The sequence below is a fragment of the Winogradskyella sp. A2 genome, assembly GCF_046762865.1.
Taxonomy (GTDB): domain Bacteria; phylum Bacteroidota; class Bacteroidia; order Flavobacteriales; family Flavobacteriaceae; genus Winogradskyella.
Genome location: NZ_JBKQXM010000001.1, coordinates 428,688 through 443,565 on the forward strand (window position 1 = coordinate 428,688; position 14,878 = coordinate 443,565).

Genomic DNA, 14,878 nt, shown 5'->3' on the forward strand with positions numbered 1-14,878 from the left:
TTGTACTTTCTCTAACAAAAGTAAAGACATTTTAATGTTATCAAAGAATCAAATTAAGTTAATTAAAAGTTTAGGTCAAAAAAAACACAGGCAGCAAGAGGAATTATTTATTGTTGAAGGTATTAAAGGCATAAACGAATTTTTAAACTCTGAATTTGAGCTAGACCAACTTTATACTACTCAACCAATATTTGAAATAGCCGATAATAAAGTTGTTTTTATTAATGAAAACCAACTCAAAAGAATATCGTCTTTAAAAAATCCAAATACGGCATTAGCAATTTTCAAAATACCAGAATCGAAGCCTCCAGTTGAATCGGATTTAACTGTTGTGTTAGATGATGTTAGAGATCCAGGGAACTTAGGCACAATTATTAGGTTATGCGATTGGTATGGAATTAGGCAGATTATCTGTAGCACTAATACGGTAGACTGTTTTAATCAGAAAGTTGTTCAAGCGACAATGGGATCTCTAACACGAGTTAATATTTATTATACCGATTTGAGAGATTTTCTTAAATCAACTGATTTAGAGGTTTTAGGCACATTTATGAATGGAGAAAATATTTACACAGCTAAATTACCAGAAAAAGGACTTATTATTTTAGGAAATGAGGCCAATGGAATATCAATAGGTATTGAGGAATTAATTGATAGAAAAATTACTATACCTCAATTTGGGGATTTAAAAAATACAGAAAGCCTAAATGTAGCTAACGCAACTGCTATTGTATTAAGCGAATTTAAAAGGCGATTTATTGAAAAGTAAAATTGATAAATATGCCTCTTGTTTGCATTTTTGCAACATTTCCTGTCCAAGGACTATTAGGGTCTGCATCTCTTACAATTTCATCATTTAGGGCAAATACACCACGAATTGAAGGTGTGAATTTAAAATAGAGCAAATAAAGATCTATCCCAAAACCAATTTCGTAAAAGAACGTTCCTTTCTTCATTCTAAACTGACCAGCGCTATTATCATCAGGGTTATCCTGATTGCTAGATAAATTTAGTGCGGCAGAGAAACCTCCAACTATGAACGGTTTGAAATTATTAATACGTTTAGTAGAAAATTTTACAAGTAAAGGTACATGTACGTAGGTAGATTTAACTTCTCTTAGCAAATCTGAATCGGTAAATGTAGCTCCATTAAAGTAACTCTCATCGTATCTAATATTTCTTGTAGTAAAAAATACTCCGGGTTCTAACCTAAGGTTCATGTAATCATTAATACGCATGTCACCAATGAGTCCAAGATGAAAACCAAAGGATTTATCCACCAAAATATCCTCAAGGTTTTGATTATACTCAAACTTAAAATCGTACTGGTTAAATCCCAAAAAATATCCCCAGGTTAAAAATTTCTGGTCAATATTATTTATGTTATTAGGAACTTTTTCTTTTGTAAAAAGTTGCGCTGAGACATCTTGAAATACCAATAAAAATCCTAAAATGATTATAATTCGTTTCATATTATGCTTTCGATGCAGTATAAATAGTCGCTACACCCATTGTCTGTGGTTTGTCTACGACATTAATAAACCCAATTTTCCTCAAAATATTGTTCAACTCTTCACCATATGGAAATACCGATGCAGATTCACTTAAATATTTGTAGGCAACTCTATCTTTAGAGAATAGTTTACCAATGGCTGGCAAAATATATTTTGAATATGTGTTATATCCAAATTTATAGATAGGATTTGTTGGTACAGATGTTTCTAGAATAATAAAAATCCCATTTGGTTTTAAAACTCTTAAGATTTCTGCAAGTCCTTTTTCTAGATTTTCAAAATTACGAACACCAAAGGCAACTGTTATAGCATCAAAGCAATTATCTTCAAAAGGTAGGTCTTCCGAATCACCTATTATCATTGAAATTATACCATCAAGATTTTTAGAATTTATCTTTTTTCGGCCTACTTCGAGCATTCCATCGCTTATATCCAATCCAATTATTTCTTTAGCATTAGTTTTCGTTAAACTAATTGCTAAATCCCCAGTACCAGTAGCAATATCTAAAATATTTTCAGGATTATTTTCGGACACTAATTTTACAACCTTATTTCGCCATTTAACATCAATACCGAATGAAATTACTCTATTAAGTCCATCATATTCATTAGAGATCGTATCAAACATCTCTGTGACTTGGGCTTTTTTAGAAGCATCACTATCCTTATAAGGTTTTACTTTTTCGGCCATTCAAAATTTTTTGCAAATATACGCTAATAAGAGTGTTCTCTATAATTTGAAATTGTAATTATATCAATTTTAAAATTGATGCCAGCATTAAATTATATGTATATTTGTACGCCTATTTGAAACAAATTCGATGAAAATAATTATCGCAGGTGCTGGAGAGGTAGGATTTCATTTAGCTAAATTATTATCCTACGAGTCGCAAGAGATAACCCTTATTGATACTAGAAAGGACAGCCTCGCCTACGCAGGTGAACACTTGGATATTAGAACTATTAAAGGTGATGCTACGTCTATCTCCATTTTAAGGGAAGCACGAATTGGCACTGCTGCACTTTTTATTGCTGTTACATCTTCTGAAACGACCAATATCACAGCAAGTGTACTCGCTAAGCAATTAGGAGCACAAAGAACAATTGCCAGGATATCCAATACAGAATTTATTGATGACAAGGAGACTATTGGCTTTTCTAAATTTGGTATCGACGAACTTATTTCACCAGAGGCACTTGCAGCTGCAGAAATAGAACTATTATTAAATCAATATGGATTTAATGATACCTATGAGTTTGAAGAAGGAGCTCTGACTATGTTGAGTTTAAGATTATCAAGAACTGCAACGTTTGTGGGTAAAACTGTTAAAGAAGCTGCGGAATTATATTCGGAACTACATTTTATACCAATTGCTATACAACGATATGGCACACAATACACTATAATACCTAGAGGAGATACTCAATTTAAAGAGGGTGATACTGTTGTGTTTATGACCTCTAAAGGAGGTGATGATGAGCTATTTGGATTATCTGGTAAGGTTAAAGTGGGAATTAAAAACGTAATGATTCTTGGCGGAAGTAAAATTGGTTTTAAAACCGCTAGAGATTTATGTGCAAGTAAGTTTAATGTAAAACTTGTTGAAAATAAAAAAGTTGTTGCAGAGGATTTAGCAGACCGTTTACCAAATGCATTGGTAATTTACGGTGATGGTAGAAATGTTGAAATTTTGCAGGAAGAAAGCATTTCTGAAATGGATGCCTTTATATCAGTTACTGGGAATTCTGAAACAAATATTATGTCCTGCCTATTAGCTAAGTCTAAAGGGGTGAAAAAGACAATTGCTTTAGTTGAAAATATGGATTATTACCAACTGTCTCAATCTATTGGTATTGATACTCTTATTAATAAAAAACTCTTGGCAGCTAATAACATATTTAGGTATATTAGAAAAGGTGAAGTCGTTGCTATGACTAAATTAACTAATATGAATGCAGAACTTTTAGAGTTTGTAGTTAAGCCAGAATCGAAAATTACCAATAAGCAAATTAAAGATTTAGAGTTTCCTAAATCAGCAATTTTTGGTGGTGTAATAAGAAATGGTGAGGGCTTAATTCCTCTTGGAAGTTTCACCATTGAAGCAGGTGATAGGGTAGTTGTATGTTGTTTGCCACGCTCAATATCTGAAGTAGAAGCATTTTTCACTTAATTATGTCGCGACTACATTTAAATTATAAAATCATTTTCCATTTTTTTGGCCTACTACTACTTTTTAATGGTGGCTTCATGATGATTGCTACTCTAATCAGTTTAATTTATGATGATGGTGTAACTGTGCAATTATTGTTAGCGGGTTTAGCAACTTTATTGATTGGTTCTTTCGCTATGGTTGGTACGAGAAATCATCGCAAAGAAATGAATAAGCGCGAAGGTTATATAGTAGTGGCTTTTGGTTGGATTGTCATGTCCTTAACAGGTACTTTACCTTATTTAGTCACCGAAGCAATACCTTCATTCACGGATGCCTTTTTTGAGACTATGTCAGGTTATACTACTACAGGAGCTAGTATATTAAATGACATTGAGATAATACCAAAAGGTGTATTATTTTGGCGTAGTACAACACACTGGATAGGTGGAATGGGAATTATTGTGTTGGCTATTGCTATTTTGCCCTTACTTGGTGTAGGAGGTATGCAGTTATTTGCTGCAGAAGCACCAGGACCTGGAGGCGATAAATTACATCCAAGAATTACAGACACAGCAAAACGATTATGGCTTATTTATGTAGGTTATACAATTGCTGAAACTATTTTACTTCAGATTGCTGGGATGTCTTTCTTTGATGCAATTAATCATGCACTAAGTACATTATCAACTGGTGGTTTCTCAACTAAAAATGCGAGTATTGCGCACTGGAACGACAATCCGGCCATACAGTATATAATCATGTTCTTTATGTTTTTAGCTGGGACAAACTTCGTCTTAAGTTATTATTTATTTAAAGGAAAAGTTTCTAAGATTACAAAAGATGACGAGTTCAAACTTTATTTTAGATTCATTTTGTGCTTTACAATAGTTGCAGCTTTTTTAATCTATTTTAGAGCGGATATTTCTCAATCTTCAGTAAATCATCCTATGGTAATGGGAGAAGGTGAAAGCGCCATTAGACATGGCTTGTTTCAAGTTTTAGCAATTATTACAACAACAGGATTTGTCACGGCAGATTACACGATGTGGACACCTTTTTTAACGGTATTTTTCTTTGGATTGATGTTCTTGGGAGGTTCTGCAGGAAGTACAGCGGGTGGTGTAAAAGTGGTACGTCATTTAATACTTATAAAGAATGGCTTTTTGGAGTTTAAACGAGCACTTCATCCTAATGCCATTTTACCAGTGCGTTATAACAAGAAATCCATTTCTGGTGAAATTGTTTTCAATATTCTTGGTTTCTTTATATTATATATGTTATCATTTATTATTGGAGCAGCAATTTTTTCAATGTTTCAAATGGATTTTGAATCGGCAATTGGACTTTCAGCTTCTAGTTTAGGAAATGTAGGTCCTGCTCTAGGTGATTTTGGTCCTGTGAATAATTACGCTGCATTACCACCATTGGGTAAATGGTGGGCTTCATTTTTAATGCTTTTAGGACGATTGGAACTCTTTACTATTCTCATTTTATTGACACCATTTTTCTGGAGAAATCGATAATATCTGAAATTATTTTTAAAATATTTAAAAATTAGCTAGCCTATATTTTTACTGATATATTTTTGGTTTTGTCCTTCAATCTATTGCTATAGTTGAGATACAGTATGTAACATTTTTTATTGTTATCCGTCTTATCTATGTAACCAATTAAATTTATCAATCATGGAATTAGTATTAAATCAAGAATTAGAAATTGTACCAGAACCCATCAAGGTATCTCATTTTACAACTCAAGGATTATTAAATTCAAATTATAAATCTTTAGTAAAAGAAAACTTTAGTAAGAATACAACTAAATCAATATTTGGAATTAGACAACGACTTAAGTCTTCACAGTTATATATGGTTAACCATACGGCGACTATACTTAAGATATCTGTTTTTGCAGTAATCCTTTTGGCAATATTCTAAAGAGAAGTGTTTATTAAAACTTATAATTGACACTTTTAAGTGTCATTTTTTATTGCAATAAAAAAAGCTATAACAATATTAAACCGTTATAGCTTTTTTAAAAAAGGCGATTGATGTGTAATATTAACTTAACGCATCTTTAATACGTTTAATTGCCTCTTTTATATTTTCTTCTGAAGCTGCGTAAGAAATTCTTATACAGTCAGGATTTCCAAATGCCTCACCAGTAACTGTCGCAACCAATGCCTCTTGTAATAAAAATAGGGACATATCAGTAGCATTATTTATAGTTTTACCCTTAATGGTTTTACCAAAATAAGCTGATACATCAGGGAATACATAAAATGCACCTTCTGGTTCATTTGATTTAAATCCTTCAATTTCATTCAATAAACCTAGAATAAGTTTACGTCTCTCTTTAAACTTATCTACCATATATGAAATGCTTGACGGGTCTGTTTCTAATGCAGTTATTACAGCTCTCTGAGCAATACAGTTTGCTCCACTTGTTACCTGTCCTTGCATTTTGTTACATGCTCTTGCAATCCAATCGGGTGCTCCTATATAACCAATTCTCCAACCAGTCATAGCAAATGCTTTGGAGACTCCGTTGACAGTAATAGTTCTATCATACATGTCTTTAAAGTTTGCCATACTGTGATGATCACCTTTAAAATTTATATGCTCGTAAATTTCATCTGAAACTACAAAAATGTTAGGATGATTTTGAAGGACATCTGCTAAGGATCTCAATTCTGCTTCACTGTAAACAGATCCACTTGGATTACATGGAGAACTATACCAAATCATCTTTGTTTTTGGTGTTATAGCACTTTCAAGTTGTTCAGGAGTCATTTTAAAGTCAGTATCAATCGAAGTTTTCACTTCAATTGGGACACCACCATGTAATTTCACAATGTCTCTGTAGCTTACCCAATAAGGACATGGTAATATTACTTCATCCCCTTCGTTAATTAAAACGGCAGCAACATTAGATAAAGATTGTTTTGCACCAGTAGAAACGACGATTTGAGCTGGTGTATAGTTGAGGTTGTTGTCTCGTTTAAATTTGGTAATTATTGCATTTTTAAGATCAACATACCCATCAACAGGTGTATAACTGTTATAGTTTTGGTTGATGGCCTCAATGGCTGCTTCTTTAATAAAATCTGGAGTGTTAAAATCTGGTTCTCCTAAACTTAATCCTATAATGTCTTTACCCTCTGCTCTAAGTTCTCTGGCTTTCGCTGCCATGGCTAGGGTTGCTGAAGTCGATAGATTATTAATTCTATCTGAAAGTTGGTTCATGATTTTATAATAAATGTATTACGCTTGCATTGCTGGTCGCATACCCATTTCCTTAAGAAATTTAAAATGCGCTGCAATAGCTTTTCTTGTAGTTTTGTATTCTTTATATGGTAAATTAAACTCTTTTGCAGTATCCCTTACGATTTTTGCAATTTTACCATAATGTACATGGCTGATATGAGGGAATATATGATGTTCAACTTGGTGATTCAAACCACCAGTATACCAGTTTACTAACCAATTTTTTGCACCAAAATTTACTGTTGTTTTCAGTTGATGAATAGCCCAACTGTTTTTCATAGTACCATCTTTTTCAGGCATTGGCATTTCAGCTTCGTCCATAACGTGTGCCAATTGAAATACAACACTTAAAATTAGACCAGCAACATAATGCATAATAAAGAAACCTATCAATATTTTATACCATGCAATGTCTGTTAACACGATAGGTAAAACAATCCACATTGAAACATATATTAATTTGGTAATTACTAATTTACTCCAATTAACAACTGGGTTTGGTAATTTTCCATAAGATAATTTACGTTTCATATATCTACTCATTTGCTGAAAATCAGTAGTAATTGCCCAATTTATAGTAAGTAATCCATACAATAGTATTGAGTAGTAATGTTGAAATTTGTGATGTTTACGCCATTCGGTGTGTTTAGAGAAACGCAATATCCTACCTGCTTCTAAATCTTCATCATGTCCATGAATATTGGTATATGTATGGTGAAGTACATTATGCTGCACTTTCCAATTATAAACGTTGCCAGCAAGAATATAAATGCTGCTTCCCATTAATCTGTTAATCCATTCTTTATTTGAGAATGAACCATGATTTCCATCGTGCATAACATTCATACCAACACCAGCCATTCCAACACCCATAACTATAGTTAAAAGGATTTGAGCCCAAGTAGGAATATCTAAGGTTAATAATAGGAAGTAAGGTGCTAGAAATAAAGCAAACATTACGATTGTTTTAACCCATAGTTTCCAGTTGCCTGTTCGTTTTATGTTGTTTTCCTTGAAATAATTGTTTACGCGTTTATTTAAGGTTCTAAAAAATTTCGCTGAGTCAGTTCTTGAAAATGATAAGGTTTGAATTGCCATATAATCTTTAGTTTTTATTTTTAACGTAATGGGATTAACTACGTTAAAACTCGTCAAAGATAATTAATAATTAAAACCAAGCATTACCCTTAAACGTTAATTTTATCCAAAGTAAATTAATGTATTTTTGCTAAAAACCAAACTAGGTGCAACTAATACTAAAATATTTCCCTCATTTATCAGACCAACAAATTGCGCAATTCAGAAATCTGGAGCCTTTGTACAAAGGCTGGAATGCAAAGATAAATGTTGTGTCTAGAAAGGATATTGACGAGTTGTATTTGAGGCATGTACTTCATTCTTTAGGTATAGCAAAGGTCATTCAATTTAAAGATGGGACATCAATACTAGATGTAGGTACTGGTGGTGGTTTTCCAGGTATCCCATTAGCTATTTTATTTCCAAATTGTAAGTTTCATTTGGTAGATAGCATTAATAAAAAACTAAAGGTTATTAATGCCATTGCCGAGGAAATAGAATTACAAAATATTAGAACGACCCATAGTAGGGTGGAGGCCATAGATGAGACTTATGATTTTATTGTCAGTAGAGCAGTCACAGCAATGCCCGAATTTACTAAGTGGGTTAAAGGTAAAGTCGCCAAAAAACAAAAGAATGACCTAAAAAATGGAATACTCTATCTTAAAGGGGGTGATTTAACAGAAGAACTTAAAAACTATAAAACAGTTAAAGCCTTTTTACTTTCAGATTATTTTGAAGAAGATTTCTTCGATAGCAAGAAAGTGATTCATCTTCCAATGAAATATAGGTAGCATAAAAAAAACCCTTAGAGAATGCCTCTAAGGATTTTAATTTATTTTAGAACTATCCTATTCTCCCAAGAATGGATATCTATAATCAACTGGAGTAACAAATGTTTCTTTAATCAGTCTTGGAGAAACCCAACGTAATAAATTTTGTGCGCTACCTGCCTTATCATTTGTACCAGATGCTCTAGCACCTCCAAATGGTTGCTGTCCTACAACTGCACCTGTTGGTTTGTCGTTAATATAGAAGTTACCTGCTGAATTCTGTAGTGCTTTGGTCGCTTGCTCAATAGCATATCTATCTGTAGATAAAATAGCTCCTGTTAATGCATATTCACTTGTCTCGTCAACTAATTTCAAGGTATCCACATAAGCTTCATCCTCATAAACAAAAATAGTTATTACAGGACCAAATAATTCCGTACACATCGTTGTGTATTTTGGGTTCGATGCAACAATTACAGTTGGTTCAATAAAATAACCTTTAGATTTATCATAACCTCCACCTGCAACTATTTCAGCATCAGAATCTGCTTTGGCTTGGTCTATATACTTAGCTAATTTATCAAAAGAGCCTTCGTGAATAACAGCAGTAATAAAGTTACTCATATCTTCTGGAGAACCCATTTTAAAAGAAGCAATATCTTCTAATAAATATTTCTTTACATCAGTCCAAATTCCCTTTGGTATATAGGCTCTAGATGCCGCGCTACATTTTTGACCTTGAAATTCAAAAGCTCCGCGAGCTATAGCTGTCGCTACCTGCTTCGCATTTGCTGATTTATGTGCAACAATAAAATCTTTACCTCCTGTTTCTCCAACGATTCTTGGGTAGGTTTTATAATTATGGATGTTTTCACCAATTTGTTTCCACAATTCCTTGAAGATGAAAGTTGAACCTGTAAAGTGTAAGCCAGAAAAATCAGGGCTAGATAATATTGTATTCGTAATCATTACAGGGTCACCAAAAACAACATTGATAACGCCATCTGGTACACCTGCTTCTTTGAATACATCCATTATAACTTTTGCTGAATATACTTGACTATCACTTGGCTTCCATACCACGACATTACCCATTAATGCCATACAAGCAGGTAAATTACCGGCAATAGCAGTGAAATTAAATGGCGTAACAGCATATGTAAAACCTTCAAGTGGTCGGTATTCAACACGGTTCCAAGCATCACTGGTACTTTCGGGTTGTTCCATATAAATATCCGTCATAAACTGAACATTGAATCTAAGGAAATCTATAAACTCACAAGCTGCATCTATTTCTGCTTGATGCACAGTTTTTGATTGTGCAATCATAGTAGCTGCGTTTATTTTGGCTCTGTATGGACCAGCTATTAACTCAGCAGCCTTAAGGAAAATTCCAGCACGTTGTTCCCAAGGCATTTGAGACCATGTTTTGCGTGCTTCTAAAGCTGTAGAAATTGCATCTTCAATATGACTTTGTTCTGCTAAATGATACTCTCCAACAATATGCTGATGGTCGTGTGGAGGAGACATTTTTCTGGTGTTGCCAGTTTTTATATCGTCACCATTAATATATAAAGGAACTTCAACTTTGCCGTTGAACATTGTTTTGTATGCTTCTAATACAGCATTACGCTCAGGAGATCCTGGTGCATAAGATTTAACGGGTTCGTTAACTGCAATAGGAACATTAAAGAAACCTTTTCCCATGATTTAAATTGATTTTTGAGTTTTGAAATTTTAGAAAGTGCAAAGTTACGATTTTTATCATTGATTTCTGGTTTTCAAACGTTATAGAATTCATAATGAATCATTATTATTTTTTGTAAGTTGCCTCTCGAAAATTTTAATTGAGTTGAAAGATAAAAACAATGCCATTATACTAACATTAGCCTATCCTGAGACTATTGTATCTCATGCGGATGAGTGGTATTCTAAGTTATTACGATTTGCATTTATTGGTAATAAAAATCATGTAAGAGCAGGGCATGCCGCCCTTGTGTTAATTGATAAGACAACAGGTATCCTTGAATATCATGATTTTGGGCGCTACATAACATCTGAACCCAATGGAAGAGTGCGTGGAAGACAGACTGATTTTGAGCTTCATTTTCCAATAAAAGCACAAATAGAAAATGATAAAGTCGTAAACTTGGAGGCAATCCTTAAGTTTTTAGCGACTAACCCAAAACTAACTCATGGAGAAGGTCATTTATATGCTTCAGTTTGTAATTCTGTTAATTATGAATTGGCTAGAAAGCATATTGATATGATGCAGTCTATAGGTCTTATAAGATATGCTGCCTTTATTAAAGATGCTTGTAATTGTGCGCGTTTTGTTACTGATGCTTTAATTGCTTCAGTTACAGATTCTAAAATTAATAAGCGCTTAAAACGATCTAAGTGGTTTACACCAAGTACAATTGGTAATGTTGTTATTGCTGATACTGAAAATCAAGTTTATCTTCTAAATGAAATTGGAGACGTTACTATGTTTCAATCTACAGTCAGTAAAGAAAATAGACGTTTGTTTTTAGATACATTAAATGGTTATAAACCCAGTTTAGTTGGTACTATGCTACCAAAATCTAATGCTATAGTTTTAGATCATGCTCAATGGTTAAGCGGAATCGCTGCAGGGGCCTGGTTTGAGATTTATGATCTTGATAATAAAAAAGAATTTCGTTTTAGAAGAATTTCACCCTATGGCAATATTGATTGCGATGCTATATATGAAATAGATGAATCCTCCTTTGATATAAATTCAGCATATCAATTTGTTCATTATTCTAACTGTTCATTCTTTCACATAGAACAACATGATAGCATTTATAAATTTGAATATTTAAAAGATTTTAAGTCCTAATTGAGTGCAAAAGGAGCACTTAATTTAAATGATGGTATGTAAACTTTAAATTTATTTGCTTTGGTAAAGTTTACCATATTGTAGTGACCTTGCATGGCACCAAAAGGAGAAGTTAAAAGACAACCAGAATTATATGTATGAGATTCTCCTGGCTTAAGTACAGGTTTTTTACCAATAACGCCTTCTCCTTCAATTATCTCTTCATTATTTAGAGCATCCAGAATTTTCCAATACCTAGAATTTAATTGAACAGAGTCCTTACTTTGGTTTTCAATAGTCACCTTATATCCAAATGCAAAGTGCACTTTATAGTTTTTATAAAATGTGCCTTCGAAATTAGTTTCGACTGAAATCTTTATACCACTTGTAACTTGTTGTACCATTGTTCTAGGGAAAAAGGATATGCTAAAATAAGATATTTTTTGATTGAAGCCCTTAATTTATAGTTAACTCACGGTTTTTTTTAACAATTTTTCAGAAACATGTTGTTCTAATGTTTTAAAAAAGTGGTCAATATCTGCTTTTTCTAAGGTAGTATTAATAGTGACCATTCTAACAAATTCTATGTTATTATGTTTGCCAAAGCCTACCATAAGATCTGCTTTTTCATATAGTGATGTGCATAATTCTTTAGCAGAGATTTCCTTATAATTGAAACATACTGATATTGAATCGTCAAAACTATGTAGTTGGTAATCATTATGGTTTCTTATATAGTCTCTCGCTCGCTGAGCGAGTTTAAATTGTTTATCTACAATTTTTTCTAAACCTAAGGTACCAACTGATTTCCATAGGGTCCATAATTTAAGTGCATCGTTTCTTCTCCCACATTGTAAAGACGTTTTGCCTAAATTAAAGTCATCACTATCCGTCTGATATAAGTAGTCAGCTTCATTAGAAAATGAATGATGTAATTGCGCTTTGTTTTGAGTAACAATAATTGAACAGCTAAGCGGTGTTCCTAGCATTTTGTGCGCATTTATACTAAAGGAATCTGAGAGTCCTAAGCCACTTATTAAATGTTTATATTTTTTGCTGAATATTACGCCGCCACAATAGGCGCCATCTACGTGTAACCATAAATTGTATTTTTTACAAACAGTGCTAATTGATTTAATATCATCAAATGCACCTAATACTGTTGTACCGGCAGTAGCATTTACAAAAAAAGGAACATAATTGTTTTCTAAATCTATTTTAACTAATTCCTCAAGATGGCCGCTAAGCATTTCACCTTTTTTATTTGTGTTTACAAATCTTACCTGGTTTTTGCCAATTCCTATTAGTGCAGCATTTTTTGAAATAGAATAATGAGAGGCTTCAGAAGTATATAGAGTCATTGATTGTCGCATGCCTTCTGTCCTAATAGATTCATTTTTTGAGTCTCGAGCCATTATTAACGCCATCATATTGCTCATTGAACCTCCTGGAGCCAAAGTGCCATTACTTTCCTCCTTATAACCTGCAAGGTCGCATATACTTTTAAGAATCTGTTTCTCAATACCTACTTGAGGTCCTGCGACCTTGTAGGTGTACATACTATTATTAAACATAACTGCTAACAAATCACCTAATGTGGCTTTTCCTATTCTTCCCCCAAAAAGCTGATTAAAAAAACTCTTAGAAGCTGTTTTTGGGGTCTTGGTAATGAGATCCATTAAAATGCTTTTTAAATGGTCATCTATTATCCCTTTTTCATTTAAAGAAAGGTCTAAGTCATCATAGAGTCTAGATGTAGAAACATGCTCAGCAACAGGTTGGTTTAATTCTGCTTTAAAAAGTTCATCGCATAATTCTGAAAATAGGGCAATATCATTTTGCATCTCAAAAATTATTTATCAGAGTGAAAGTTAATTGAAAATTAATCAAATTAAAACTTAGAATTATCACATTTTAATTGGAAATATCTACAGAAGTTGCTTCTCCATAGCCAATAAGTTTGTCGTACCTAGCACCTAAATCCCGGTAGTATACTAAAACCTTGTAATTATTTTCTGTTTGCCAGAAATTACCACTTATAAAACCTTCATCTAAATCACCAGATTGTTTATCAACCGCAACAAATTTGTAGTTATAAAAACCTTGCTTCAGTCTCAACATGCCCTCATATTTGCCACTTTCTCGATTAAAGTAGAGTTGAGTTAAAGGTTCAATTGCAAAGGCGTTAAAATTACCGTAAACATAAATATCTTTATCCATCAATTCTTCATGCAATAATGAAAAGTGAACCATGGTGTAATCAGCCTCAACGTCAATATCAGTTCTATCTATGGCAGTAATTTGAAAGTTTCCATTAATATCAGGATTGTAGGTGTAGGGTCTGTCTCGTCTTGAAATATTGGTAAATAAATAACTTTGGTAAATATCCTTTAGATCAATAAACTGTACACCAACATTTGCTGCTCTTACATCTTTAGTCTCAAAAAAGAGATATTCATTTCCTCCCCAAAATGCCGATTCCTCAACATATTTATAAATAAGCCTATTGCCTAATGTATATTGTGGTTTTAAACCAGAAATTGAAGTACTTAAATTATTATTTTGAATAATTACGGTATTTATGGTTTCAAGAGGATTATTAAAATTGATGCTATTTGTGGAAATAACCATATCAACAGATTGCTTTTCTGCAACAAACTTTACATCTCTTGATCGCTTTACATTGACACCAACATTAACTAGGTCTTCATAAACCATGAATTTTCTGCTGAACATCAATTCATCATAGTCATCATAAATGGAAATCATATAATTCCCGGTTTTTAAGATTGCACGTGTCTGGATGTTAGGGATTTGTAATTTGTAATGAGAAAAAACTTGATAGGTGTTAAATGAATTGTAGTACTCTAAAATTCTCTGATTGTCTAAACCACGCAGGTATTCAGCTTTTGCCAAAACAGAAGGCGTCCAATCATAATTAAAGTGTTCAATTATATAATAAAAATCCTCTTCGTTTGCATTAAGTGCATCAAATTCTAAAACTAAAGGTTCACCAAGTTGTAAAATAGGTAATTGGCCTTGTGTCGTATTACTTTTAAATTTTATGGTTTTAATAAAATCTGGAGGACTAACTTCTACTGCTTGCCCTAATAGGATTATTGGAAATAACAGAAGAAATAAAAGTGAAAATGCCTTAATTTTCATGTATAAGATTATTCAATGCCTAAAGATAATCAAAATCTATGCCCATTATATATTTAAGTTATTTATAATCACTATAAATAAAAAAGATGTT

The 14,878-nt window shown here is 32.9% G+C and carries 14 protein-coding genes; 6 read left to right on the forward strand and 8 right to left on the reverse strand.

Going from position 1 to position 14,878, the window contains the following annotated elements:
* Positions 1–34: 34 nt before the first annotated feature.
* Positions 35–769: a TrmH family RNA methyltransferase gene (locus ACFWV9_RS01810; protein ID WP_411893522.1), complete on the forward strand. Its 735-nt coding sequence runs from the start codon at positions 35–37 to the stop codon at positions 767–769.
* Here ACFWV9_RS01810 and ACFWV9_RS01815 read toward each other — a convergent pair.
* Both ACFWV9_RS01815 and ubiE read right to left on the reverse strand, forming a co-directional pair.
* Positions 756–1,472: a porin family protein gene (locus tag ACFWV9_RS01815; protein WP_411893523.1), complete on the reverse strand. Its 717-nt coding sequence runs from the start codon at positions 1,470–1,472 to the stop codon at positions 756–758. The two genes, ACFWV9_RS01810 and ACFWV9_RS01815, sit on opposite strands and share 14 nt — an antisense overlap.
* Position 1,473: 1 nt before the next feature.
* Complete coding sequence (gene ubiE, locus ACFWV9_RS01820; RefSeq protein WP_411893524.1) at positions 1,474–2,205, reverse strand: bifunctional demethylmenaquinone methyltransferase/2-methoxy-6-polyprenyl-1,4-benzoquinol methylase UbiE; 732 nt, start codon at positions 2,203–2,205, stop codon at positions 1,474–1,476.
* 130 nt (positions 2,206–2,335) lie between these two features.
* On the opposite strand from ubiE, the gene trkA reads away from it, so the two are divergent.
* From trkA to ACFWV9_RS01835, 3 genes are all read left to right on the forward strand, one after another.
* Complete coding sequence (gene trkA / locus ACFWV9_RS01825; protein ID WP_411893525.1) at positions 2,336–3,685, forward strand: Trk system potassium transporter TrkA; 1,350 nt, start codon at positions 2,336–2,338, stop codon at positions 3,683–3,685.
* A 2-nt stretch (positions 3,686–3,687) separates the two neighbouring features.
* Positions 3,688–5,190, forward strand: a complete 1,503-nt coding sequence (locus ACFWV9_RS01830; protein ID WP_411893526.1) for a TrkH family potassium uptake protein — start codon at positions 3,688–3,690, stop codon at positions 5,188–5,190.
* 162 nt (positions 5,191–5,352) lie between these two features.
* Positions 5,353–5,601 carry a hypothetical protein gene (locus ACFWV9_RS01835; protein ID WP_411893527.1) on the forward strand — a complete coding sequence of 83 codons (249 nt, stop codon included), beginning with the start codon at positions 5,353–5,355 and terminating at the stop codon, positions 5,599–5,601.
* Between the two features lie 123 nt (positions 5,602–5,724).
* Here ACFWV9_RS01835 and ACFWV9_RS01840 read toward each other — a convergent pair whose 3' ends face one another.
* Together ACFWV9_RS01840 and ACFWV9_RS01845 are read right to left on the reverse strand one after the other, a co-directional pair.
* The gene (locus ACFWV9_RS01840; RefSeq protein ID WP_411893528.1) at positions 5,725–6,909 is read right to left on the reverse strand and encodes a pyridoxal phosphate-dependent aminotransferase; all 1,185 of its coding nucleotides are present in this window, start codon (positions 6,907–6,909) and stop codon (positions 5,725–5,727) included.
* A gap of 18 nt (positions 6,910–6,927) precedes the next feature.
* Complete coding sequence (locus ACFWV9_RS01845; protein ID WP_411893529.1) at positions 6,928–8,028, reverse strand: fatty acid desaturase family protein; 1,101 nt, start codon at positions 8,026–8,028, stop codon at positions 6,928–6,930.
* A 146-nt stretch (positions 8,029–8,174) separates the two neighbouring features.
* On the opposite strand from ACFWV9_RS01845, the gene rsmG reads away from it, so the two are divergent.
* The gene (rsmG, locus tag ACFWV9_RS01850) at positions 8,175–8,801 is read left to right on the forward strand and encodes a 16S rRNA (guanine(527)-N(7))-methyltransferase RsmG (RefSeq protein ID WP_411893530.1); all 627 of its coding nucleotides are present in this window, start codon (positions 8,175–8,177) and stop codon (positions 8,799–8,801) included.
* A 57-nt stretch (positions 8,802–8,858) separates the two neighbouring features.
* Here the strand turns inward: rsmG and pruA are convergent, their stop codons facing one another.
* Complete coding sequence (gene pruA, locus ACFWV9_RS01855) at positions 8,859–10,487, reverse strand: L-glutamate gamma-semialdehyde dehydrogenase (protein WP_411893531.1); 1,629 nt, start codon at positions 10,485–10,487, stop codon at positions 8,859–8,861.
* Positions 10,488–10,632: 145 nt separating this feature from the next.
* Between pruA and ACFWV9_RS01860 the strand changes: the two genes are divergently transcribed.
* Positions 10,633–11,643 carry a DUF6695 family protein gene (locus tag ACFWV9_RS01860; protein ID WP_411893532.1) on the forward strand — a complete coding sequence of 337 codons (1,011 nt, stop codon included), beginning with the start codon at positions 10,633–10,635 and terminating at the stop codon, positions 11,641–11,643.
* Here ACFWV9_RS01860 and apaG read toward each other — a convergent pair.
* The 3 genes from apaG to ACFWV9_RS01875 form a co-directional block, all read right to left on the reverse strand.
* Complete coding sequence (gene apaG / locus ACFWV9_RS01865; protein WP_299119663.1) at positions 11,640–12,026, reverse strand: Co2+/Mg2+ efflux protein ApaG; 387 nt, start codon at positions 12,024–12,026, stop codon at positions 11,640–11,642. The genes ACFWV9_RS01860 and apaG overlap by 4 nt on opposite strands.
* Positions 12,027–12,089: 63 nt before the next feature.
* Positions 12,090–13,466 (reverse strand): pyridoxal phosphate-dependent decarboxylase family protein, encoded by a 1,377-nt coding sequence (locus ACFWV9_RS01870; protein ID WP_411893533.1) that lies wholly within the window; start codon positions 13,464–13,466, stop codon positions 12,090–12,092.
* Between the two features lie 70 nt (positions 13,467–13,536).
* Positions 13,537–14,787, reverse strand: coding sequence for a DUF5103 domain-containing protein (locus ACFWV9_RS01875; protein WP_411893534.1), 1,251 nt, complete (start codon positions 14,785–14,787; stop codon positions 13,537–13,539).
* Between the last annotated feature and the right edge of the window lie 91 nt (positions 14,788–14,878).

What these genes read in the sequence shown, in the direction of transcription:
- pruA (WP_411893531.1), bottom strand. Translation starts at nt 10,487, where the DNA reads ATGGGAAAAGGTTTCTTTAATGTTCCTATTGCAGTTAACGAACCCGTT.
- ACFWV9_RS01815 (WP_411893523.1), bottom strand. Translation starts at nt 1,472, where the DNA reads ATGAAACGAATTATAATCATTTTAGGATTTTTATTGGTATTTCAAGAT.
- ubiE (WP_411893524.1), bottom strand. Translation starts at nt 2,205, where the DNA reads ATGGCCGAAAAAGTAAAACCTTATAAGGATAGTGATGCTTCTAAAAAA.
- ACFWV9_RS01830 (WP_411893526.1), top strand. Translation starts at nt 3,688, where the DNA reads ATGTCGCGACTACATTTAAATTATAAAATCATTTTCCATTTTTTTGGC.
- ACFWV9_RS01870 (WP_411893533.1), bottom strand. Translation starts at nt 13,466, where the DNA reads ATGCAAAATGATATTGCCCTATTTTCAGAATTATGCGATGAACTTTTT.
- ACFWV9_RS01835 (WP_411893527.1), top strand. Translation starts at nt 5,353, where the DNA reads ATGGAATTAGTATTAAATCAAGAATTAGAAATTGTACCAGAACCCATC.
- apaG (WP_299119663.1), bottom strand. Translation starts at nt 12,026, where the DNA reads ATGGTACAACAAGTTACAAGTGGTATAAAGATTTCAGTCGAAACTAAT.
- ACFWV9_RS01875 (WP_411893534.1), bottom strand. Translation starts at nt 14,787, where the DNA reads ATGAAAATTAAGGCATTTTCACTTTTATTTCTTCTGTTATTTCCAATA.
- ACFWV9_RS01840 (WP_411893528.1), bottom strand. Translation starts at nt 6,909, where the DNA reads ATGAACCAACTTTCAGATAGAATTAATAATCTATCGACTTCAGCAACC.
- ACFWV9_RS01845 (WP_411893529.1), bottom strand. Translation starts at nt 8,028, where the DNA reads ATGGCAATTCAAACCTTATCATTTTCAAGAACTGACTCAGCGAAATTT.
- ACFWV9_RS01810 (WP_411893522.1), top strand. Translation starts at nt 35, where the DNA reads ATGTTATCAAAGAATCAAATTAAGTTAATTAAAAGTTTAGGTCAAAAA.
- trkA (WP_411893525.1), top strand. Translation starts at nt 2,336, where the DNA reads ATGAAAATAATTATCGCAGGTGCTGGAGAGGTAGGATTTCATTTAGCT.